Origin of the sequence: Klebsiella sp. TF21-TM (assembly GCF_019753495.1) — a bacterium.
Taxonomy (GTDB): domain Bacteria; phylum Pseudomonadota; class Gammaproteobacteria; order Enterobacterales; family Enterobacteriaceae; genus Klebsiella; species Klebsiella quasipneumoniae.
The window spans coordinates 160377-182162 of record NZ_JAIJYL010000009.1; the positions used below are offsets into that span (position 1 = coordinate 160377).

The following is a 21786-nucleotide window of genomic DNA, read 5'->3' on the forward strand; positions in this document are numbered from 1 at the left end:
GAACCGCCATTCACTGCGCAATTTTTATACTATTTAAATTTGTGTGGACTGATGGTAACGATATAGCGGTAACAGATAACGCTGCGTCTGGGCAATGATTTCTTCGTAATGCGCCGGCTCCAGCGAACGCCACAGGCGTTGATACCAGATATCGGCGCCCTCCCCGCTGACCACCATGTTACCTTCGTAGGTCTGCAGGAATTTGCTCCGCGCTTTCTGCTGCGTCTCTTCGTCCATTACGATGACATCCTTTTCGGCGTCATAACAGGCTTTCAGCCAGGCGCCACCGCTTTCCGGCAGCAGCAGCAGCGGCTGCGACATCCCCAGCAAATAGCCATCCACCAGCTCATTAAGGTACGCCTGCGCCTCGGCGGGCGCCAGCGGCGGAAAACGCCACTCTCCCTCTTTACGCACAAACAGCCGGCTCTCGCCGGCGCCGCCGCTGGCACAGTAGACAAGGTGTTCCAGCCAAAGTTGCATCCCCTGGGAGACGCTCAGCAGCGAAGGCCGCCAGCGCAGCAGCCCGTCCGGCTGCACCTGCTGCAGCCAGCCGGTCAGATTTACGCCGCCGCACTGGAGATCGATCTCCATGCTTTGCGCCTGCTGGCGCTCGGCTTTCACCCGCTCGGCCAGAGCCTGCATTTCCAGACGCTGCGTCTCCCACACCAGCTCGCCAAAGGCGCCATACGGCAGCTCGCCGGCGGCGCGGAAGCGGCGGAACATGGCCGAGGCGTCCTGTTCCTCGATAAGGGTATTGAGCAGTTGCTGGTTCAGTTGATAACGGCTCAGCCCTTCCAGGGTGAAGGGCTCGTCATCGGGAATATCATCCTCTTCCGCACGGAAATTGACCCGCAGACGCTGCTGAAAGAACGCGCGAACCGGGTGCTGCCAGAAGCGCAGGAGCTGCTCGAACGGCAGGCTGTCTATCGGCGGCGGGGTAAGCGGTTGAATGAAGTCGCTATGCGCCTCACCCTGCTGGCCGGCGGCAGCCAGCCATTCCCGGGCGTAGCTCTTGTTCTCGTCCTCCTGGAAATTGGCGATGTCGAACGGCATGCGGGTATGCAGGTGAGTGATGTGGGCTTTAACCCGCGCCTCGCTGGTGTCGCAATCAAGCTCCTCGTCGCCGGCGAGACAGTGGCTCTGGCCGATGTAATCCACCAGCTCCTGCACCAGCACCGAGGGAAAGCGCTCGCTGTTGTCCTGGATAGAACGGCCGATGTAGCTGATATACAGCGTCTGTTCGGCGGACATCAGCGCCTCAAGGAACAGGTAGCGGTCATCATCGCGCCGGCTGCGGTCGCCGCGCTGCGGCTTCTGGCTCATTAAATCAAAGCCCAGCGGCGGCAGCGTTCGCGGATAAACCCCATCGTTCATCCCCAGCAGGCAAACCACTTTGAAAGGAATAGAGCGCATCGGCATCAGGGTGCAGATGTTGACCGGGCCGGCGAGAAAGCGCTGGCTGATCCGTTGTTGATCGAGGCGCTGGGCCAGCTCATCGCGCAGCAGCGTCAACGGCACCTGGTCGCCATACTGCGCCTCCAGACCGCTATCAATCACCGCCAGCCACTGCTGCTCAATCAGCGCCAGCGCCGCTTCGGTCTCGCTGTCCGGCAGGAAAAAGTCATTCAGCAGATCGCGACAGACCGGCAGCCACTCCGCCAGCGGCCGCTGCTGGGCGAGACCGCGTCGCCACAGGTTAAGCTGCATCAGCAGCGATGCGAGGTTACCCACCAGCTCGGCGATCAAACCACTGGATTCGTCATAGGGCAGCACCGACTGCCATTCGCCCTCCCGGCTGTCCATCGCGTAGCCCAGCAGCATGCGGGTAAGGCCGAACCGCCAGGTGTGCTGGCCGGTCGCCGGCAGGTCAAGCTCTCGGACGTTGTCGTCATCCATTCCCCAGCGGACCCCGGACTCGTTGACCCACTGGCGCAGGTAGCGCAGCCCCTCTTCGTTGATGTTAAAGCGCGCCGCCAGCACCGGCACGTCCAGCAGCGCCAGCACATCTTCGCTGGCGAAGCGGCTGTCGGGCAGCGAGAGCAGCGTGATAAACGCCTGCAGCACCGGGTGCGACTCCCGGGCGCGACGGTCGGAGATCGCCCACGGCAGCCAGCGGTCGCCGCTGGCGGCGCCAAACACCGCCTGTATATAGGGGCTGTAGCTATCGATATCCGCCACCATGACGATGATATCCCGCGGCGTGAGCGTCGGATCCGCCTCCAGCATCGCCAGCAGCCGATCGTGCAGAACCTCCACCTCACGCTGCGGACTGTGGCAGACGTGAATGCTCAGGCTGCGGTCGTCCTGCGCCAGCGGACGTTTGTCGCGACTGTGAGCGAACGCCTCTGCGCTCTGCCCGGCCACCGCCGCGTTGCGCAGTTCGAGGATATCCGACTGCAGGTTATGCAACAGGTTATCAGGAACGATATCGACAAAGGCGTCCAGCTCCTCATAGCGCTCCAGCCCCGCCAGCAGGTAGATATAGTCGCGTCCCAGCTTGCCCCAGGAGGCGAGCAGCGGGTTGCCGACATCCTGCTCCCCGGCGTCATTAAACAGCCCTGGCGCCTGCCCGGCGTCGCGGAACAGGGGCAGCGCGCGCGCCTCGCGGTGATGGCGTCGCTGACGCGACAGTAGCTTCGCCAGAAACGCCGGATCTTTAATATCTCCCCAGTAGTAGCGGCAGGGGTTGGTGAACAGCACATAGACATCGACATGCTTACCCAGCGCCTGCAGCGCCTGCAGGTAGACCGGCGGCAGCGCGGAAATTCCACAAATAAAGACGCGCGACGGCAGCCCGGCGGGCGGTTCATCCGCCTTTTCCAGGGCGCTGATAAAGCGCTGATAGAGATTGGCGCGGTGCCACTGCGGCTGACCGAGCTCGGCGGTATAGCGCACCAGCGCTTTCCACAGCGGCGCCTGCCACTGCTGGGCGTCGCCGAGGCCGTCAACCCGCTGGTCGGCCTCCCAGCGCATCAGCCATTCCGGGCGATAGACCAGATACTGGTCATAGAGGTCCGCTACCCGGGCGGCCAGCTGAAACAGCTTGCGTTTGTCGCCGTCATCGCTCAGATACTGGCGCAGCAGGATAAAATCGTCTTCTTCCAGGTGCTGCGGCAGGAGAGTCATCAGCTTCCAGCTCATGCTCTGCTTGCTGAAGGCGCTTTCGCCAGGGATATCTTTCAGGACGCGCACGAACATATCCCAGATAAAGCTCGCCGGCAGCGGAAACTCGATGTTGGCGGCAATTCCGAAGCGTGAGGCCAGGGTCATCTGCAGCCACTGCGCCATACCGGTACTCTGCACCAGCACCATTTCAGCCTGAAAAGGGTCATCCAGCCGCTGGCGCTCGACGATAAACTCCATCAACGCCTCGAGAACATCCAGCCGGTTTGAGTGGTATACCCTTAACATAATTGCTCCTGACTACTGGCTGACCGGGCAATGCAGCCGGGTCATCTGCGCCCGCTTTGCAACGGGCATACTGATCGTTACCGTGATGCTGACACATCTTTGCGTCGATGTCTGCATACGGCTTACCTGCTCGCCTGCCGGCGGAGGCGGCGCGGAGAGCTGGCTATAGCGCCAGGCGTCGCGCCATAGCTGACGCGTCTGGTTCAGCTGGTGGACCCCTTGCGCCATTCCGCGCTGATAGCCGCCCAGCGCGGCGACCGTCAGCACCATCAGCGCCATCGCCAGCACGGTCTCCGGCAGGCTAAAACCCCGCTGGCGCTTCATGGCATTTGACATAAGCTCACCTCCCTGAGCGGGCAAAAATCGCTCCAGCCATGGGCGGAGAAACGCACCTGCCCGCCGCGCACCTCGCCGGACTGCCAGACCTGCACCTCGCCGCTGGCGCTGCTGAGCAGCAGCGAACCGTCGTCGAAGATGCGCAGACAGGCGCGCCAGCCCTGCTGCGCCTGCTCGCGGCAGGCCAGCGGCGCCTGTGTCGACCAGGCCTGCTGTTTTCCCCACTGTAGCGCCGAATGGGCCACAGCCGTATCGCGGATCGCCTGCGTTTCGCTGGCGGTTTGCGCCAGCAGCGCCCGCTGCTGCAGGTTAAGCCCCTCAAGCAGCAGGCTACCGAGAGTCAGCAACAGGAGCACCATCAGCAGCGACGACATTCCACGCTGGCGGATCACAGGTTATACCCCGTCACCCGCTGCTCCACCTCGGCCGCCAGACCCGCCTGCCGGGCAGAGCGCGCCGCCAGCGTCACGATCAGCTCCGGCGCGAAGCCCTCGGTCAGCAGACGCTGCGCCGCAAAGCGCGTCACCACGATAGCGGCCGGATTGGTGATTTTCTCCCATCCGCTGCCGCGGCAGTCGCTGGCTCCGCGCAAAGTCTCCAGCGCGCCGTCGCGCAGGCGAAAGCCGGTGCTCTCCGCCGCTGCCGCAGGGGAGGTTTCCCATGTCCCATTGCTGTTCGCGTCCCAGCGCACAATCAGGCACTCGCCGTCGGCGGCAAGCTCCAGTCCGGCTCCGCCGCACGCTCCCCGGCAGTATCCGGCGCGCTGCAGATGTTTACCCACGGCATGCACCCGCTGCCACAGTTCGTTCTCCAGGGCCAGCTGTTCGCCCTGGCGCAGAATATGGCGCTGCAGGGCGGGTAGAAAGCGGCAGGCGCCAATCAGCAGCAGCGAGCCTATCGCCATGGCGATAAGCGCCTCCGAAAGGGAAAACCCGCGGCGGCTCACTGGCACCCTCCCGCGCTGTCGCTGGGGCATAAACGAATCCGCCCCCAGTGTGAAATCACAATGCTCCAGCTGCCGGCCTCGCTCTGCAGCCGCAGATTCCCCGCCCAGGCGGTGCTGCGCAGGCCGTAGAATCCCAGGCCAGGCGTGACGCCTGCCAGCGAGATCCCCGGCCAGCGCGGACGCAGCGTTAAGGTCGACCCGGAGGCGCACGCCGGCGCCTCCCCCTGCGCACTCAGGCACCAGCCCTCTTCATCCTGGCCGACGCGAAGCACGCGGTCCCGGTTGTAGGCGTTGGCGTCATCGCGCAGGAAGACCAGGAAATCCCGCACCTGGACGGCGGTTTGCCACAGTCGTTGCTGCTGCTGCCAGCGCTGCCAGCCGTACAGGCCGCCGACGCTGAGGATCATCATTAACGTCAGCGTCACCAGGGTTTCCATCAGGGTATAGCCATGTTCTCTGTTCATGGCGCAGAGTATGCCGCGGCGGTTAGCCCTGGCGCGACGACGGAAAATAGCTTTCCCGGCCAGACACGCAAAAAAGGTTTGTATGATCAACAGCAGAACATTTTTTTGCGAGCCTCTTTCCAACATTCCCGCCCACAACCGCCTGTGGCCAGGGGGCGGGGTGAAGCGTTCCTATCCTAATGGCGACGAGGGCTGCCACCCCATTCAGGTGGTGAAAACGGCATAAAAAAACCGGCGTCATCGGACGCCGGTTGGTCATATCTGCAGAGGGGGTTAAATCGCCACTGGCGCTTTGATTCCCGGGTGCGGATCGTAACCTTCAATCTCGAAGTCTTCAAAGCGGTAGTCGAAGATCGACGCGGGCTTGCGTTTGATGACCAGCTTCGGCAGCGGACGCGGTTCGCGGCTCAGCTGCAGATGAGTCTGCTCGAGATGGTTGCTGTACAGATGGGTATCGCCACCGGTCCAGACGAAATCGCCGACCTGCAGATCGCACTGCTGCGCCACCATATGCACCAGTAGCGCGTAGCTGGCGATGTTGAACGGCAGGCCGAGGAAGACGTCGCAGGAGCGCTGATACAGCTGGCAGGAGAGCTTGCCGTCGGCGACGTAGAACTGGAAGAAGGCGTGGCACGGCGCCAGGGCCATCTTATCCAGCTCGCCGACGTTCCACGCCGAAACGATGATCCGGCGGGAGTCCGGGTCGTTTTTCAGCTGGTCCATCACCGTGCTGATCTGGTCGATATGACGACCGTCCGGCGCAGGCCAGGAACGCCACTGTTTGCCGTAAACCGGCCCCAGGTCGCCATTTTCATCTGCCCACTCGTCCCAGATGGTGACGTTGTTATCGTGCAGATAGGCGATGTTGGTGTCACCCTGCAGGAACCACAGCAGTTCATGGATGATGGAGCGTAAATGACAGCGCTTGGTGGTCACCAGCGGGAAGCCTTCCTGCAGGTTAAAACGCATCTGATGGCCGAAAATAGAGATCGTGCCAGTGCCGGTGCGGTCATTTTTTGGCGTGCCCTCGGCGAGCACTTTCTGCATCAAATCAAGATACTGTTTCATGGTTCCTCAAGAATTCAGTTGCTGCGGACGGTGGCGGTAAGCCCAAACCATCATGATGATACCCGCAAGCACCATCGGGATCGAAAGAATCTGCCCCATGCTGATGTACTGCACCCAGCCGCCGGTGAACTGGGCGTCGGGCTGGCGGAAGAATTCCACGATAATGCGGAACAGGCCGTAGCCAATCAGGAACAGGCCGGAAACGGAACCGGTCGGGCGCGGTTTACGGATAAACAGGTTCAGGATCAGGAACAGCACCACGCCTTCCAGCGCCAGCTCATAAAGCTGCGAAGCGTGACGCGGCAACGCGCCGTAGGTATCGAATAATGATTGCCATTCCGGGTGCGACGGCAGCAGCGCCAGGTCCTCAGCGCGCGAGCCCGGGAAAATCATCGCGTAATGGAAGTTCGGGTCAACACGGCCCCACAGTTCACCGTTGATAAAGTTGCCCAGACGCCCGGCGCCGAGGCCAAACGGGATCAGCGGCGCAATGAAATCGGAAACCTGGAAGAAGGTGCGCTTGGTGCGTCTGGCGAAGATAATCATCACCAGAATCACGCCGATCAGGCCGCCGTGGAACGACATGCCGCCGTCCCAGACGCGGAACAGATATAGCGGGTCGCTAAGGAAGACCGGCAGGTTGTAGAACATCACATAGCCGATACGGCCGCCGAGGAATACGCCGAGGAACCCCGCGTAGAGCAGGTTTTCAACTTCATTTTTCGTCCAGCCGCTGCCCGGACGATTCGCCCGACGGGTGGCCAGCCACATCGCAAAGACAAAGCCCACCAGGTACATTAAACCGTACCAGTGGAGGGAGACCGGGCCTAGAGAAAAAATGACCGGATCGAACTCCGGAAAATGCAGGTAGCCACTATTCATCTGTCACCATAAAGACTTGTTATTCCGCCGAAAGTGGACAGCGGTGATGATCCATGCCCGATTAAAACGGGCACGCCGAAGGAGGCGAATCATAGCATAAGCCAGGTGTGCGATCCGCGCCGGCGTGTAAAAGATATGTATACGGATGCTAACAGAATGCCATTTTCCCGGTGGTATCCTATTTTGCCGGAGGGTGCGAACAGAGGATTCCCGGGTTACGGCTTACGCCTCACCCGGGCTACCGCTACCGCCCGCCGCGGATCAGGCCGCCGAGACCGCGCCGCTCCATAAAGGCCGCCACCTGATGGCGCACCTCGGCGGTCATCTGGGCTTCGAGGCTGCGACGCGACAGCTCCTGCGCCTCTTCGATATCGATGCGGCGCAGCAGATATTTCACCCTCGCCACCGAGCGGCCGTTCATCGACAGATGGCGATAACCGAGACCGATGAGGATCGTCACGCACATCGGGTCGCCTGCCATCTCGCCGCACAGTCGCAGATCGATGCCAAAGCGCTCCGCGTCATGGGCGATCATCGCCAGCGCCCGCAATACCGCAGGATGCAGGCTGTCATACATGCTGGCGACCCGGGTATTGTTACGGTCGACGGCCAGCAGGTACTGGGTCAGGTCGTTCGTGCCTACCGAGATAAAATCGATCCGGCTGGCCAGCTGCGGCAGCATAAAGACCATCGACGGCACCTCCAGCATCACCCCCAGACGCGGACGCGGGATGGCGTAGCCGATCATCTCTTCGACTTCCCGGCTGGCGCGGTCGATCAGCCGACGGGCCTCATCGACCTCTTCCAGACTGGTCACCATCGGCAGCAAAATGCTGAGGTTGCCGGTGGCGGCGTTGGCGCGCAGCATCGCTCGCACCTGGATCAAAAAGATCTCCGGCTGATCGAGGGTGATGCGGATCCCGCGCCAGCCAAGGCACGGGTTTTCTTCACTGATCGGCATGTACGGCAGCTGTTTATCCGCGCCGATGTCCAGAGTACGCAGGGTCACCGGTTTGCTGTTAAACATCTGCAGCATGCCCTGATACTGGGCGACCTGCTCCTCTTCTGAGGGGAAGCCGCTCTGCAGCATAAAAGGAATTTCGGTACGGTACAGACCAATACCGTCAACAAAGCTGCCGAGCTTCTCTTCGTGCTCCGGGCTTAAGCCGGCGTTGAGCATGACTTTCACCCGTTCGCCGCTTTTCAGCTCCGATGCGCGCTGGAGATCGTCCTCCGCCAGGCGGCTGAGCTCGTTCTCTTCGCTGATAAGCCGCTGATATTCCTGCAACAGAACAGGTTCAGGATCCACCAGCAGCTCGCCGCGATAGCCATCGACAATCAGCGTATGGCCATGCAGCAGCGAGGGCTGAATATCGGCGCCCATCACCGTTGGGATGCCAAGGGCCCGCACCATAATGGCGGCATGGGAGTTGGCAGCGCCATCGCGCACCACCACGCCGGCCAGACGATCCTGCGGCACCTCGGCGAGGGTGGTGGCCGACAGCTCGTCCGCCACGAGGATAATGCGCGCCGGCCAGGTGTTAGGTCCCTGAATACTGTCGTCGAGATGGAACAGCAGACGCTGACCCAGCGTGCGCAGGTCGCCGGCCCGCTCTTTCAGATAGCCGTCGCTCAGCGCGGCAAACTGTTCGGCGAACTTCTCGATGATCTTTTTGACCGCCCACTCGGCGACGGCGCCTTTGTCGACTTCGGCAAAGAGCTCGCGACGCAGGCGGGCGTCGGAGAGCAGGTGCGAGTAGAGATCGAAGATCGCCGCCGTCTCTTTTTGCGCGCCGGCGGCGTAGCGTTTGCTGTAGCGACGAAACTCGTTGGCCGCTTCTTCCAGCGCGCCGGTCAGGCGTTCACGTTCCGAGGCGGTGTCCAGCGTCGAGGCTTCATACACCTGCTCCATCAGCGGCAGGCTGACGTCCATCCAGCCCTCGGCGATCGCCACCCCGGAAGAGGCCGGCAGAGCGCGAATGCGCGTCTGACGATACTGACCGAACAGGGCGTTCAGCTGGGACTGGGAGAGGATCGCCGCCATCTGGGTGGCGAGAGTGACGAGGAAAGACTCTTCGCTTTCATCAAACTGGCGCAGCTCACGCTGCTGGACCACCAGCACGCCCAACAGCTGGCGGCGCTGGATGATCGGCACGCCAAGGAAGGCGCGGAAGCGGTCCTCTTTGACGGCGGGAATATACTTGAAGCTGGGGTGTTTTTGCGCATCGGCGAGGTTGATGGGCTCCGCCAGGCGGCCAACCAGCCCCACCAGGCCTTCATCGAACGCCAGCGCAACGGTGCGCCCGCGAGGTTTTTTTAACCCGCGGGTAGCCATCAGGTAATAGCAGCGTCGATCATTGTCAGCCAGGTAAACCGAGCAGACTTCCGTCTCCATCGCCTGGCAGACATCCGTCACCAGAATATCCAGCGCCTCGTTTAAACGCGGCGCACTCGCGACCTTCTCGACTATTTCTCGCAACCGAGTGAGCATAATGTGCGTGGCTTAACCTCTTTTACGTCGATAAGCAGGCGCGCTTTGCGGCTTAGGTGCGCTCTCCGCCAGCGACATAGTGACGCTGGCGAACTCTTTCATCACCCGGCGGTAGACGTCGCGTTTGAACGACACCACCTGACGCACCGGGTACCAGTAACTCACCCAGCGCCAGCCATCAAATTCAGGTGTGCTGCTGGTTTGCATATTGATGTCCGCGTCGTTACCGATCAACTGCAAAAGAAACCACTTTTGTTTCTGGCCGATACAAACCGGCTTTGTGTCCCAACGCACCAAACGTTTAGGCAACTTGTAACGCAGCCAGTTACGGGTTGAGGCAAGGATCCGCACATCTTTACGGCTTAACCCGACCTCTTCAAACAATTCCCGATACATCGCCTGCTCTGCGGATTCTCCTGGATTTATGCCCCCTTGCGGGAACTGCCACGAGTGCTGACCATAGCGTCGGGCCCACATGACCTGGCCCTGACGATTACAGATTACAATACCGACATTTGGGCGGTAGCCATCGTCATCAATCACCGGACTACCTCAAGATAAGCTTCAATGTGAATGATTGTTTCACACTCGTCGGAAACGGTAAACCACTCTGTTCGCACACTGAGAACGGATAACATTTGAATAACTCACAGTAATTGCCAGAGTTATAAACAGCGAAAGCGCCCGACGTCCGATTTTATTCACTTTTTCTGTGGATAGAGTTGTGAAGAAGTACGGAATTAACCCGGGAAAACCCGGAGTAATCTGAACATCGCACTGCTAGCACCTTATAATAATGATAGCATATTCATTAAGTTAGAATATATTCCTTTCACTTATTACAGCATAACGTGACGATCATCACACATGCGATCCGCCGACTGATGAAAGATCGAGCAATGTCGATTTTATCCACAGATTACGCGCAGGTCGCGGGCATATTTTCTCTAAAAATTCGATTTTCGTCGCACGTCAAGGCTGTAAATCGAACCAGTAGTGGGGCTTTTCCCCAGTTATCCCACTTTTCTGTGGATAACATGGTGTAAGATCCTGTTTATTGTCAGTGACCAGTTCTGGAAAACCTGTTTTCATGGTTTTCACCTGCCGCGTAATGTCCTTAAAAAATCATATAAATCATGGGATTGGTATAGTTACTCAGAAAACGATAAACTCTATCCACAACGCGCAAAATTAGCGCTCATTTTTTAACCAAAGGTGTCGCCCTATGCCCGTTATCGCTCCGCTCTCCTCTCCGCCGCAAAGTCAGGAACAGCTGTTGGCCCAGGCCCGCCAGCTGGCCGGCTATACGCTGGGTGAGCTGGCGGCGCTGGCCGGGATCCCCATTCCCCGCGATCTGAAACGTGATAAAGGCTGGACGGGCATCCTGCTGGAGCTGTGGCTGGGGGCCAGCGCGGGCAGTAAACCCGAGCAGGATTTCGCCGCGCTGGGGGTGGAGCTCAAAACGATCCCTATCGACAGCCGGGGCCGTCCGCTGGAGACCACTTTTGTCTGCGTCGCCCCGTTAACTGGCAATAGCGGCGTCACCTGGGAGAGCAGCCATGTGCGGCATAAGCTGCAGCGAGTCCTGTGGATCCCTGTGGAGGGAGAGCGCACCATTCCTCTGGCGGCGCGGCGCGTCGGCGCACCGCTGCTGTGGAGTCCGGACGAAGAAGAGGAGCGCCAGCTGCGCATGGACTGGGAAGAGCTGATGGATCTTATTGTCCTCGGTGAGGTGGAGCGCATTACCGCCCGCCACGGCGAGGTGCTGCAGCTAAGACCGAAAGCGGCCAACAGCAAGGCGTTGACCGAAGCCATCGGCGCCCACGGGGAGACGATCCTCACGCTGCCGCGCGGCTTCTACCTGAAAAAGAATTTTACCGCCGCCCTGCTCGCCCGCCATTTTTTGTTACAACACGATTAATTTTTTGTTCTGCGTTGGGGCTTGCATATAATTGCTGCTTTCTATTTTGCAGGACTTTGAACAATGTTATTTGCATGGATAACCGATCCTAACGCCTGGCTGGCGCTGGGCACCTTGACGCTGCTGGAGATCGTGCTCGGGATCGATAATATTATTTTTCTCTCTCTGGTTGTGGCCAAGCTCCCCACCGCCCAGCGCGCCCACGCGCGACGGATCGGTTTAATGGGGGCGATGGTCATGCGCCTGGCGCTGCTGGCCTCTATCGCCTGGGTCGTTAAGCTGACCAACCCGCTCTTTACCGTCCTCGGTCAGGAGATTTCTTTTCGCGATCTGATCTTGCTGTTTGGCGGACTGTTCCTTATCTGGAAAGCCAGTAAAGAGATCCATGAATCTATCGAAGGCGAAGAGGAGGGGCTGAAAACTAACGTTCACTCCTTCCTCGGCGCCATCGTGCAGATCATGCTGCTGGACATCATCTTTAGCCTCGACTCGGTGATCACCGCCGTCGGCCTGTCGGATCATCTGTTTATTATGATGGCGGCGGTTGTGATTGCGGTGGGGGTCATGATGTTCGCCGCGCGACCGATCGGCGATTTTGTTGACCGTCATCCGTCGGTAAAAATGCTGGCGCTGTCGTTTCTGATCCTCGTCGGCTTTACCCTGATGCTGGAAAGTTTCGACGTCCATGTGCCGAAGGGATACATCTACTTCGCGATGTTCTTCTCTATTGCGGTGGAGAGTCTTAACCTGCTGCGCAATAAGAAAAACCCGCTGTAAACCACAAAATTGCAGCCTGGTCACAGGCTGCAACCCTTTTTCAGACTTTACTGCTTTTTATGTCTCACAAATCAGGCTATTAATAGACAGGTATGGGGTGCAGCTACTCAAGAGGTGATGACGATGAAAAAATGGGCAGTATTGATTTCCGCCGTAGGACTGGCGTTCTCGGTTTCCGGTTGCAGCAGCGATTACGTCATGGCGACCAAAGATGGGCGAATGATCCTGACCGACGGTAAACCCACCGTGGATGACGATACCGGTCTTATCAGCTACGAAGATCAGCAGGGTAATAAAATGCAGATCAATCGTGACGACGTTTCACAAATCATTAAGCGTTAATTTTTCCCCGTCGGCCCCAGCCTCTGTTGACGCTGCGCTTACCGACAACCAGTCTTCTGAGAAGAGTCGGGACACACCAGGACACCGCGGGTTTCACCCACCGCTCCTCCTCGTCACCCGGCTTTTTTGATTTTTTTACTTCCTCTTTTTCTCACCCTCTGCCATGTTGATACTCCTTTGTCGGGGAATGCCTGACCTTATAAATAAAAAGGAAGCTGGCTATGCAGTATCACCGTATCCCACACAGTTCACTTGAAATCAGCACCCTCGGGCTGGGAACCATGACCTTTGGCGAGCAGAACAGCGAGGCCGATGCCCATCAGCAGCTCGACTATGCGGTCGCCAACGGCATCAATCTGATCGATGTCGCTGAAATGTACCCTGTCCCGCCGCGCCCGGAAACTCAGGGGCTGACCGAAACCTACGTCGGCAACTGGCTGGCGAAACGCGGCAATCGCGAAAAGCTGGTGCTCGCCTCGAAGGTCAGCGGGCCCGCGCGTAATAACGACAGCAGTATTCGACCAAACCACGTCCTGGACCGGAAAAATATCCGCGAGGCGCTGCACGCCAGTCTGAAGCGTCTGCAGACCGATTATCTCGACCTGTATCAGGTACACTGGCCGCAGCGCCCTACCAACTGCTTTGGCAAGCTGGGCTACACCTGGGCCGACTCCGCCCCCGCGGTGACCCTGCTGGATACCCTCGAGGCGCTGACCGAGTTCCAGCGCGCCGGCAAGATCCGCTACATCGGCGTGTCGAACGAAACCGCCTTCGGCGTGATGCGTTATCTGCACCTGGCGGATAAGCACGACCTGCCGCGGATCGTGACCATTCAGAACCCCTACAGCCTGCTGAACCGCAGCTTTGAAGTCGGCCTGGCGGAAGTGAGCCAGTTCGAAGGCGTGGAGCTGCTGGCCTACTCCTGCCTGGCTTTCGGCACCCTGACCGGGAAGTACCTCAACGGCGCGAAGCCGGCGGGGGCGCGCAATACGCTGTTCAGCCGCTTTACGCGCTACAGCAGCGAGCAGTCGCAGAAAGCGGTGGCGGCGTACGTGGATATCGCCAAACGCCACGGCCTCGATCCGGCGCAAATGGCGCTGGCCTTTGTGCGTCGGCAGCCGTTTGTCGCCAGCACCCTGCTGGGGGCGACGACCATGGCGCAGCTGCAGGCCAACGTGGAAAGTTTACAGCTTGAGCTGAGCGAAGAGGTATTAGCGGAGATTGAAGCGGTGCATCAGGTTTATACCTACCCGGCTCCGTAGCATGACCTGTCGACGCCGGCTTCTGGCGTCGCGTTGTTGCCCGGTGGCGGCTACGCCTTACCGGGCCTTCGCTACCCAGGTCGGGTAGCCGCCTCAGCAGCCGCGGTAGCCCGGGTCAGGCGTAAGCCGCAACCCGGGGTTTCCCTCTGCCCGCGCGCCTGGCAGGGGTTACGATTTCGAGTCAACCGCGACGAGAAGTTATTTACGCCGCCCCCAGACCCACAGCGCGGCGATGGCCACGGCAAACACCGCGCCAAAACCTATCCCCACGGCGACCGGCGGAACGCCCACGCTCACCGCCAGGGAATAGAGCCCCAGCATCAGCAGCATCGCCACGTTTTCGCCCAGGTTCTGTACCGCAATCGCGTTACCCGCCCCGACCGAGTGTTTCCCGCGCTCCTGCAGCAGCGCATTCAGCGGCACGATAAAGAAGCCGCCGAACACCCCGAGCAGCAGTAGCAGTCCGAACGCCGGCAGCAGCGACTGCTGCACCGCAAACGCCATTACCGCAATACCGATCAATATCCCGGCCGGCATACAGCGTGACACCGTCTCCAGAGTCACCAGCTTCGCCGCCGCCCCGGCCCCCAGCACAATCCCCACCGCCACCATCGCATTAAGATAGGTGGGCATGGCGTTGCTGGTAATGCCCAGCGCTACCGGCACCCAGATCACCAGCAGGAAGCGCAGGGTCACGCCAGCGCCCCAGAACAGGCTGGTGCCCATCAGCGAAAAGCGGGTTTCGCCGTTGCGCCACAGCGTGCGGCAGGCGCTGAAGAAGCTGTGCGTCATCGGCTTAAAACGCCATGACTGCCCCGGACGCGCCGCCGGCAGCCTGGGTATCCACAGGTTAGCCACCACCGCCCCGCCGTAGACCAGCGCGCAGACGATCAGCGCCGCCAGCACGTGCCAGTCGGCGAGGATCCCGCCGGCCATGGAGCCCAGCAGGATCGCCGCGATGGTCGAGGACTCCATCAGTCCGTTAGCCTTCACTAACTTATCGCCGGTGGTCAGTTCGCCGAGAATGCCATACTTGGCCGGCGAATAGGCGGCGGCGCCAATCCCCACCAGCGTATAGCCGATAAACGGATTAACGCCGAAGCAGATACAGCCGGCGCCGAGCAGCTTCAGGCCGTTGGCCACCATCATCACCCGGCCTTTGGCAAAGCTGTCGGCGAACTGGCCGACAAAGGGAGCAAACAGGATGTAAGCGCCCACAAACAACATCTGCAGGACCGGCTGGCTCCACTCCGGATAATAAAGCTGCTTCATCAGCGCCAGGGTGGCGAAGAGAAGCGCATTGTCGCCGAAGGCCGACAGGAACTGGGCGCAGATCACCGCCATCATCCCTTTCGAATACAGCGAAGGGTTAGTATGCACTGACTCACTCATGGGTTGTTTCCGCCTCGTCGACCATGTTTTTCAGGGTGACATAGTCTGGCTTGCCGCTGCCGAGCACCGGCAGCTGTTTCAGCCAGCGTATATCGCGCGGCACCGCCAGCTCCGGTACGCCGTGCTGACGAGCGTAGCGCAGCAGGGCTTCGCGAGTCAGTTCATTATCGGTGGTAAACAGCACCAGCGCCTCGCCTTTGCTGGCGTCCTGTTTAATCGCCGTGGCGTGCATTTTGTCCGGCGATGCGCCGAGGGCCACCTGCTCCACCATCTCAAGAGAGATCATTTCGCCAGCGATTTTGGCGAAGCGCTTCGCGCGGCCCTGGATGCGGACATAGCCCTGCTCGTCGAAGGTGACGATATCGCCGGTGTCATACCAACCCGCTTCCTTTTCGCCGTGCTGATTTTCCGCCGTCGGCGCTTCCAGCACCCCGGGATTTTCCACCCGCAGGTAGCCTTTCATAATGTTCGGCCCTTTCAGCTGCAGCCGCCCCCCTTGCTCAATGCCAGGCATCGCCAGCAGGCGGGCGTCCATCCCCGGCAGGATACGCCCCACGGTGCCGACCTTCGCCGCCATCGGCACGTTGATCGAGACCACCGGGGCGCACTCGGTCACGCCATAGCCTTCGAGAATGCGCAGGCCGAATTTATCCTGCCACAGCTGTTTGGTGCTCTCCTGCAGCTTCTCCGCCCCGGCGACCACATAGCGCAGTCGATAGAAATCATAGGGGTTAGCGAAGCGGGCATAGTTGGCGAGGAAGGTCGAGGTGCCGAACAGCACTGTGCAGTTGCGATCGTAGACCAGCTCCGGCACCACGCGATAGTGCAGCGGGCTGGGATAGAGAAACACCTCCGCGCCGGTAAGCAACGGCGTCAGCAGACCGACGGTGAGGCCAAAGGAGTGGAACAGCGGCAGCGCCGACATAAAGCGGTCATTAGCGGTAAAGTCGGCAATGGTTTTGATCTGCTCGACGTTGGCCAGCAGACTTTTATGGCTGTGCACCACCCCTTTCGGATTGCCCTCCGAGCCGGAGGTGAAGAGGATCATCGCCGCGTCTTCCGGCTGCTGCTTAACCTGCGCCAGACGCGGCGCCAGCAGATGGCCGAAAATCCACAGTTTGTCCGCAGGGGTGATATCGCCTTTGAGATCTTCCAGGAACACCCAGCGCACCTGAGTCAGTTGCTCCGGCAGGTGCCAGAGCTTGCCTTTATCAAGGAAGGTGCGCGAGGTAAAAATGGTGTTGAGTTCCGCGGCGGCGATGGCGCTGCTGAGCCCTTTCACCCCGGCGGTATAGTTCATCATCGCCGGAATGCGCCCGCGGGCGATCGCGCCGAAAATCACCGCCGCGCTGATGCCGGCGTTGGGCAGCATCAGACCGATCTTCTCGCCCTGCTGGCTGTATTTTTCCAGAATGCGGGCGACAAACAGGGTTTTGGTCAGCAGCTTGCGATAGGTATCCGGCTGGAAGTTGATATCCTCCACGCAGGGTTTGCGCGCGCCGAAGCGGTCCTGCGCCGCCAGCAGCGACTCATACAGGGTTTCCCGCGGACGCACCGCCATCCGGGCTTCCATCATGATCTGATGCAGCATTTCTCCGGCGATTTTGCGCCGGTCGCGGGCGCGCGGCGCCTCAGGCATCGGCAGATGGGTGGGCGGCAGCAGATGCAGCTGAATACGCGGGAACAGGCGACGTTTCACCAGCCCCTTCAGCCGGCTGAAGGGCGTCAGCTCAGCGCCTTCAATGCGCAGCGGCACGATGGTCGCCTGCGATTTGGCGGCGACAAAGGCGGCGCCGTCATAAATTTTCATCAGCGAGCCGCTGACCGAAATTCGCCCTTCCGGGAAGATGACCACCGGCCGCCCCTGTTCAATCAGGCGCACCAGATGTTTGATCGACATCGGTTTGGTCGGGTCCAGCGGCACAAAATCGATAATCGGCGTCAGCGCGCGCATAAACCAGCGCTGGCTGATTGAGGTATAGACGGCAAAAACCGGTCGGACCGGCAAAAACAGCGCCAGCAGAATGCCGTCGAGGAACGAGACGTGGTTCGGGGTAATTAAGACTTTTTGCTGGTGCAAAGCCTGCGTGTCGCCGGTCAGTCTGACCCGGTATAACCCCTTGAACAGCAGTCTGAAAAATCCCAAAAGCATAACAACTCCATGTGACCGGTGATGAGTCAAAGCAGGTTACACGAGAAGGCGTGGGAAAGCAGTGCAGCGGGGGGATTTTCAGAATAAAAAAAACCTGCGCATCCGCGCAGGCTGGTGTAAGACGTCCAGTACGAAGAGCGTACCTGAGAAACTCACCTATCAATACCTCTGGGATCTCGATTGTCGCGTTTTTCGCCCGCTTCGGGCCAGCGGGAAAACGCAAGGGAGTGAGCCTAAGTGCAACCAGTTATTACGATTTTCGCTATCTGTAACAACGCCGGCGACGGGCAAAAAAAAACCTGCGCATCTGCGCAGGCTGGTGTAAGTAAAGTGGTCAACATGACGTTGACTCCACCTATCAATACCTCTGGGATAGCCAGAATATCAACCTGCTCGGCGGACAAACCAGCGAACATTCGCAACAGCGCATCGCAAAGTGTAAGCAAAGGTTTGTATTTCCCCGAGCCGGTTTCAATTACTGATTGCGTCAATGTAAACAGGTCACCGATAAGCCCGCTCTGAATCACATTTGCGCCATTCCTTCGCCGCCGCGCCTTGAATCTGCCGCTCTTTCCCGTAACATAGCAGTATGTAAACGCTTACCCTATAAAAGGCATGGTATGGCGACAATTAAGGATGTAGCCCGACTCGCAGGAGTCTCCGTCGCTACCGTCTCCCGCGTCATCAACAACTCTCCCAAAGCCAGCGAAGCCTCGCGTCAGTCCGTGGGCGCGGCGATGGAAACCCTCAACTATCATCCCAACGCGAACGCCCGGGCGCTGGCCCAGCAGTCCACGGAAACCGTCGGCCTGGTGGTGGGCGATGTCTCCGACCCCTTCTTCGGCGCGATGGTCAAAGCCGTCGAACAGGTGGCCTATCGCACCGGCAATTTTTTGCTGATTGGCAATGGCTACCACAACGTGCAGAAGGAGCGCCAGGCGATAGAGCAGCTGATCCGTCACCGCTGCGCGGCGCTGGTGGTGCATGCCAAAATGATCCCCGATGAGGAACTCGCCGGGCTGATGAAGCAGATCCCCGGCATGGTGCTGATCAACCGCATCCTGCCCGGATATGAAACGCGCTGCGTGGCGCTGGACGATCGCTACGGCGCCTGGCTGGCGACCCGCCATCTGATCCAGCAGGGGCACACGCGTATCGGCTACCTGTGCTCAAACCACGATATCTCTGATGCGGAAGATCGCCTGCAGGGGTACTACGCGGCGCTGGAGGAGAGCGGCCTGCCGTGCAACGACCGGCTGGTCACGTTCGCCGAGCCGGATGAAAGCGGCGGCGAACAGGCGATGACCGAACTGCTTGGCCGCGGCCGCCACTTTAGCGCCGTCGCCTGCTATAACGACTCGATGGCCGCCGGCGCGATGGGGGTGCTGAACGACAACGGCATCGACGTCCCGCGGGAAATTTCGCTGATCGGCTTCGACGATGTCCTGATTTCGCGCTATGTTCGCCCGCGGCTGACCACCGTCCGCTACCCGATCGTCACGATGGCGACCCAGGCGGCCGAGCTGGCCTTAGCCCTGGCGGAGCAGCGCCCGGCGCCGGAGATCACCCACCTGTTCAGCCCGACGCTGGTGCGCCGTCATTCGGTGGTGGCCCCGCAGGAAGGCGATAAGTCGTAGCGATAGAGATGCACGGCGGTGGCCGGGTAATCCAGCCCCTCGCCGATGTAGCGCCAGCCGAAGCGTTCATAAAAATCGCGGCAGGCGGAGTAGAGATAAAGCTCCCGATAGCCCGCGCGGCGGGCATAATCGATCACATGCCGCTGCAGCTGTCCGGCCAGCCCCTGACCGCGAGCGGCGGGCGCGACGTACAGCGCCGCCAGCCAGGGAAACAGATCCTGGCGGCTGATCAAATCGCAGCGCCAGAGGCCAATCGTTCCCAGCAGCTGCTCCCCTTCCACGGCAATAAAGGTCAGCGGCAGCGCCTCCGCCGTCTGGCTATGCTGCACAATGCTGGCGAAAAACTCCCGCGGCAGCGCCTCGCCGCCAAAGGCCTGCCACAGCCGGTCGGTCACCTCCCGGGCGAACTGCGGCGCGGCATATAGCGGCAGGATCGTCATACCAGCTTCCCCTGAAAAATCGGCACCGAGTCGAACAGATAGCCGTCAAAGTCCGGGGCGTCTTCATCGGACAGCTCCAGCAGACTGTTTTTAACGTTTTCCAGATGCTGCCACATCGCCTGCCAGGCGCCCATCACATCGCGACGCCGCAGCGCGGCAAGCAGGGTCTGCCGGTCGCCGAGCCACTTCAGCCGCCAGGCGCGGCTGGCAATATGCACATTAAACTGCTGCCACAGCGGGCTGCTGTCCATCTGCAGCCAGATCCGCTCCACCGTCGCTAACAGCATCTGGTTCTGCGTCGCCCCGGCCAGCACCAGATGGAACAGACGAGCGTTATCCTGGGCGGTGTCGTTGAGGGCGATTGCCCGCTGCTCCTGCTCGATAATCCGCTTCAGATTATCGATATCGGCGCGGGTGGCCATTTTCGCGGCAAAGGCGGCGATATTGCTCTCCAGCAGCTGGCGCGCCTGGAGAATTTCAAACGGACCAACGTCGCTGCTGAGCAGCTGCTCTTCTTCGCTGTCGTTTTCGTGCGGGATACGCATGACGTACACCCCGGATCCCTGACGGATATCCACCGTCCCCTGCAGCTCCAGCATCAGCAGCGCTTCGCGCACGATGGTCCGGCTGACGCCATAGGTTTCGGCAATATGGCGTTCCGGCGGCAAGCGCGACCCGACCGGGTAGCGCCCCTGCGCGATCTGGGCGCGCAGGTCATCACCAATCTCCTGATAGGGCTTCTTTTCCGGCGGAATTATCGCTTTTTCCACAAAATCACCTGTGCGTTACATGCCTGCGAGTCAAACACGGCGCTATCTTAGCAAATATTGCCCCCGGCTAGCGGTATTCATCATCGATATCCAGCACCAGTTCACGCCGTTCGCCGAGCTGACGAAACCAGTGCGCCGAGGCTTTGGGTCGCCGGGCGCGATGGTTTTGCAGATCGATTTCGATAAGCCCGTAGCGGTTTTTAAAGGCGTTCATCGGCGACACGTTGTCGGTAAACGCCCACAGCATATAGCCCTGGCAGTTGGCCCCTGCCTCGCGGGCGCGCAGGGTGTGCCACAGATGTTCGCTGATAAAACGAATGCGATAGCTGTCGTCAATGGCGCCTTCGCGGTTACGGAACTGGCCTTCGTTTTCCACCCCCATCCCGCTCTCCGCCACGAACCAGGGAATGTTGCGATAGTCATTTTTTATCCGCATCGCCATATCAAAGATGATTTGCGGGTAGATTTCCCAGCCGCGGGAGGCGTTCATCCGCCGGCCGGGTAGCTCAAACGGCTCATAATACCAGGCCGGATGGAACGGGGTATGCGGATGCCAGGCCCGCGACGGGGCTTTGACCCGGTGCGGATAGTAAAGGTTAATCCCCAGCTCATCGACGGTGTGCTCGCGGATAATCGCCAGATCCTCCGCGCTGGCCTCCCACGTCACCTGATGCTGCTCAAGCAGCGCGAGAAGCGCTGGCGGCCAGACCCCGTGCACCAGCGGGTCGAGAAACATACGGTTGTAGAACAGATCGTAGATCTCCGCCGCGCGCAGGTCATGCGGGGCGCGGGAGCGCGGGTAGGTCACCTCCGGATTGAGGATACAGCCGACGGTCCCGGGATAGCCTAGCTCGCGAAATCGCTTCACGACGCAAGCGGTCGCCAGCACCTTATGGTAGTTCCACTGCATCCAGGTGCTGGTGTTCTGCTCATAGGGCCAGCGCAGGGCATCAAGATAGACCCGGGTCTGCACCACGATCGGCTCATTAAAGGTAAACCAGCGGGTCACCTTCGGGTGGTAGCGGGCAAAAACCTGCTCCGCGTAGCGCACAAACAGCTCGACCACCGTTTTCGACCCCCAGCCGCCATACTTTTCCAGCAGATAGCCCGGTAATTCGTAATGCTCAAGGCAGATCATCGGCGTGATGCCGTTGGCCAGCAGCGCATCGAACAGCTGGTCGTAATAGGCCGCATACTCCTCATCCACCGTGACGTTTTCATAGTCGGTCAGAAAGCGCGACCAGTTGATCGAAGTGCGGTAGTGGGTCAGCCCGGCCAGCTTCATCAGCTGCACATCTTCCTGAAAGCGGTTGATAAAATCGGTAGCCACCGCCGGGCCATAGCCGTTATGCCAGACGTGACGGTCGTTTTTGTACCAGAGATCGGGCCAGGAGTCCTGCCCCGGTTTTTTCCCGCTCCAGCCCTCGGTCTGCCAGGCGGAAGCCGCCGCGCCAAGGATAAAATCATCGGGAATAGTCATCCGTACGGTAGTCAT

At 60.0% G+C, this 21786-nt stretch carries 19 protein-coding genes and 2 pseudogenes; 6 read left to right on the forward strand and 15 right to left on the reverse strand.

All coding sequences use genetic code 11. The annotated features are described in order from the left end of the window. Nucleotides 1–33: 33 nt before the first annotated feature. The 9 genes from recC to rppH all read right to left on the reverse strand — a co-directional run bounded on the left by recC (nt 34) and on the right by rppH (nt 10141). A complete protein-coding gene (gene recC, locus K5R89_RS11245; protein ID WP_087849654.1) occupies nt 34–3411 on the reverse strand; it encodes an exodeoxyribonuclease V subunit gamma in 3378 nt (1125 codons plus the stop codon). A gap of 12 nt (nt 3412–3423) precedes the next feature. Continuing rightward, nucleotides 3424–3747: a prepilin-type N-terminal cleavage/methylation domain-containing protein gene (locus tag K5R89_RS11250; protein WP_023290895.1), complete on the reverse strand. Its 324-nt coding sequence runs from the start codon at nt 3745–3747 to the stop codon at nt 3424–3426. After that, nucleotides 3732–4139 carry a DUF2509 family protein gene (locus K5R89_RS11255; RefSeq protein WP_023290896.1) on the reverse strand — a complete coding sequence of 136 codons (408 nt, stop codon included), beginning with the start codon at nt 4137–4139 and terminating at the stop codon, nt 3732–3734. Before K5R89_RS11255 ends, K5R89_RS11250 begins: the two co-directional genes overlap by 16 nt. Beyond that, complete coding sequence (locus K5R89_RS11260) at nt 4136–4693, reverse strand: prepilin peptidase-dependent protein (RefSeq protein WP_217259494.1); 558 nt, start codon at nt 4691–4693, stop codon at nt 4136–4138. Before K5R89_RS11260 ends, K5R89_RS11255 begins: the two co-directional genes overlap by 4 nt. Next, nucleotides 4690–5241: a prepilin peptidase-dependent protein gene (locus K5R89_RS11265; protein ID WP_060592069.1), complete on the reverse strand. Its 552-nt coding sequence runs from the start codon at nt 5239–5241 to the stop codon at nt 4690–4692. Before K5R89_RS11265 ends, K5R89_RS11260 begins: the two co-directional genes overlap by 4 nt. A gap of 189 nt (nt 5242–5430) precedes the next feature. Then, a complete protein-coding gene (gene thyA, locus K5R89_RS11270) occupies nt 5431–6225 on the reverse strand; it encodes a thymidylate synthase (RefSeq protein WP_023290899.1) in 795 nt (264 codons plus the stop codon). Nucleotides 6226–6231: 6 nt separating this feature from the next. After that, complete coding sequence (gene lgt / locus K5R89_RS11275; protein WP_217259495.1) at nt 6232–7107, reverse strand: prolipoprotein diacylglyceryl transferase; 876 nt, start codon at nt 7105–7107, stop codon at nt 6232–6234. Between the two features lie 244 nt (nt 7108–7351). After that, nucleotides 7352–9598 (reverse strand): phosphoenolpyruvate--protein phosphotransferase, encoded by a 2247-nt coding sequence (ptsP, locus tag K5R89_RS11280; RefSeq protein WP_023290901.1) that lies wholly within the window; start codon nt 9596–9598, stop codon nt 7352–7354. A 12-nt stretch (nt 9599–9610) separates the two neighbouring features. Next, nucleotides 9611–10141 (reverse strand): RNA pyrophosphohydrolase, encoded by a 531-nt coding sequence (rppH, locus tag K5R89_RS11285; RefSeq protein ID WP_004205443.1) that lies wholly within the window; start codon nt 10139–10141, stop codon nt 9611–9613. A gap of 453 nt (nt 10142–10594) precedes the next feature. Between rppH and K5R89_RS27420 the strand changes: the two are divergent. The 5 genes and pseudogenes from K5R89_RS27420 to K5R89_RS11310 all read left to right on the forward strand — a co-directional run. After that, nucleotides 10595–10735: pseudogene (locus tag K5R89_RS27420) on the forward strand (hypothetical protein); the annotation flags it as partial. 88 nt (nt 10736–10823) lie between these two features. Next, complete coding sequence (gene mutH / locus K5R89_RS11295) at nt 10824–11519, forward strand: DNA mismatch repair endonuclease MutH (protein ID WP_217259497.1); 696 nt, start codon at nt 10824–10826, stop codon at nt 11517–11519. Between the two features lie 63 nt (nt 11520–11582). Further along, nucleotides 11583–12296 carry a TerC family protein gene (locus tag K5R89_RS11300; RefSeq protein WP_023290903.1) on the forward strand — a complete coding sequence of 238 codons (714 nt, stop codon included), beginning with the start codon at nt 11583–11585 and terminating at the stop codon, nt 12294–12296. Nucleotides 12297–12419: 123 nt separating this feature from the next. Then, entirely contained in the window at nt 12420–12638 is a 219-nt protein-coding gene (locus K5R89_RS11305) for a YgdI/YgdR family lipoprotein (protein WP_002915974.1), read from the forward strand. 221 nt (nt 12639–12859) lie between these two features. Next, nucleotides 12860–13900 (forward strand): NADP(H)-dependent aldo-keto reductase, encoded by a 1041-nt coding sequence (locus K5R89_RS11310; protein WP_072413531.1) that lies wholly within the window; start codon nt 12860–12862, stop codon nt 13898–13900. Nucleotides 13901–14098: 198 nt separating this feature from the next. Here the strand turns inward: K5R89_RS11310 and lplT are convergent, their stop codons facing one another. From lplT to K5R89_RS11325, 3 genes and pseudogenes are all read right to left on the reverse strand, one after another. Continuing rightward, the gene (gene lplT, locus K5R89_RS11315) at nt 14099–15292 is read right to left on the reverse strand and encodes a lysophospholipid transporter LplT (protein WP_023290904.1); all 1194 of its coding nucleotides are present in this window, start codon (nt 15290–15292) and stop codon (nt 14099–14101) included. Continuing rightward, entirely contained in the window at nt 15285–17444 is a 2160-nt protein-coding gene (aas, locus tag K5R89_RS11320; RefSeq protein WP_023290905.1) for a bifunctional acyl-ACP--phospholipid O-acyltransferase/long-chain-fatty-acid--ACP ligase, read from the reverse strand. Before aas ends, lplT begins: the two co-directional genes overlap by 8 nt. Nucleotides 17445–17706: 262 nt before the next feature. Then, nucleotides 17707–17971, reverse strand: a pseudogene (locus K5R89_RS11325) (hypothetical protein). 93 nt (nt 17972–18064) lie between these two features. On the opposite strand from K5R89_RS11325, the gene galR reads away from it, so the two are divergent. Then, complete coding sequence (gene galR / locus K5R89_RS11330) at nt 18065–19081, forward strand: HTH-type transcriptional regulator GalR (RefSeq protein WP_002915981.1); 1017 nt, start codon at nt 18065–18067, stop codon at nt 19079–19081. On the opposite strand, the gene K5R89_RS11335 is transcribed toward galR, so the two are convergent. From K5R89_RS11335 to K5R89_RS11345, 3 genes are all read right to left on the reverse strand, one after another. Next, on the reverse strand, nt 19042–19521 hold the full coding sequence (locus K5R89_RS11335) for a GNAT family N-acetyltransferase (RefSeq protein WP_060592051.1): 480 nt from the start codon (nt 19519–19521) through the stop codon (nt 19042–19044). The genes galR and K5R89_RS11335 overlap by 40 nt on opposite strands. Next, nucleotides 19518–20291: a GntR family transcriptional regulator gene (locus K5R89_RS11340; RefSeq protein WP_004205433.1), complete on the reverse strand. Its 774-nt coding sequence runs from the start codon at nt 20289–20291 to the stop codon at nt 19518–19520. The genes K5R89_RS11335 and K5R89_RS11340 overlap by 4 nt, the downstream gene beginning before the upstream one ends. A gap of 67 nt (nt 20292–20358) precedes the next feature. Beyond that, nucleotides 20359–21786 (reverse strand): glycoside hydrolase family 1 protein, encoded by a 1428-nt coding sequence (locus tag K5R89_RS11345; protein ID WP_023290907.1) that lies wholly within the window; start codon nt 21784–21786, stop codon nt 20359–20361.

What these genes read in the sequence shown, in the direction of transcription:
- recC (WP_087849654.1), bottom strand. Translation starts at nt 3,411, where the DNA reads ATGTTAAGGGTATACCACTCAAACCGGCTGGATGTTCTCGAGGCGTTG.
- K5R89_RS11250 (WP_023290895.1), bottom strand. Translation starts at nt 3,747, where the DNA reads ATGTCAAATGCCATGAAGCGCCAGCGGGGTTTTAGCCTGCCGGAGACC.
- thyA (WP_023290899.1), bottom strand. Translation starts at nt 6,225, where the DNA reads ATGAAACAGTATCTTGATTTGATGCAGAAAGTGCTCGCCGAGGGCACG.
- lgt (WP_217259495.1), bottom strand. Translation starts at nt 7,107, where the DNA reads ATGAATAGTGGCTACCTGCATTTTCCGGAGTTCGATCCGGTCATTTTT.
- ptsP (WP_023290901.1), bottom strand. Translation starts at nt 9,598, where the DNA reads ATGCTCACTCGGTTGCGAGAAATAGTCGAGAAGGTCGCGAGTGCGCCG.
- mutH (WP_217259497.1), top strand. Translation starts at nt 10,824, where the DNA reads ATGCCCGTTATCGCTCCGCTCTCCTCTCCGCCGCAAAGTCAGGAACAG.
- K5R89_RS11300 (WP_023290903.1), top strand. Translation starts at nt 11,583, where the DNA reads ATGTTATTTGCATGGATAACCGATCCTAACGCCTGGCTGGCGCTGGGC.
- K5R89_RS11305 (WP_002915974.1), top strand. Translation starts at nt 12,420, where the DNA reads ATGAAAAAATGGGCAGTATTGATTTCCGCCGTAGGACTGGCGTTCTCG.
- K5R89_RS11310 (WP_072413531.1), top strand. Translation starts at nt 12,860, where the DNA reads ATGCAGTATCACCGTATCCCACACAGTTCACTTGAAATCAGCACCCTC.
- lplT (WP_023290904.1), bottom strand. Translation starts at nt 15,292, where the DNA reads ATGAGTGAGTCAGTGCATACTAACCCTTCGCTGTATTCGAAAGGGATG.
- aas (WP_023290905.1), bottom strand. Translation starts at nt 17,444, where the DNA reads ATGCTTTTGGGATTTTTCAGACTGCTGTTCAAGGGGTTATACCGGGTC.
- galR (WP_002915981.1), top strand. Translation starts at nt 18,065, where the DNA reads ATGGCGACAATTAAGGATGTAGCCCGACTCGCAGGAGTCTCCGTCGCT.
- K5R89_RS11335 (WP_060592051.1), bottom strand. Translation starts at nt 19,521, where the DNA reads ATGACGATCCTGCCGCTATATGCCGCGCCGCAGTTCGCCCGGGAGGTG.
- K5R89_RS11345 (WP_023290907.1), bottom strand. Translation starts at nt 21,786, where the DNA reads ATGACTACCGTACGGATGACTATTCCCGATGATTTTATCCTTGGCGCG.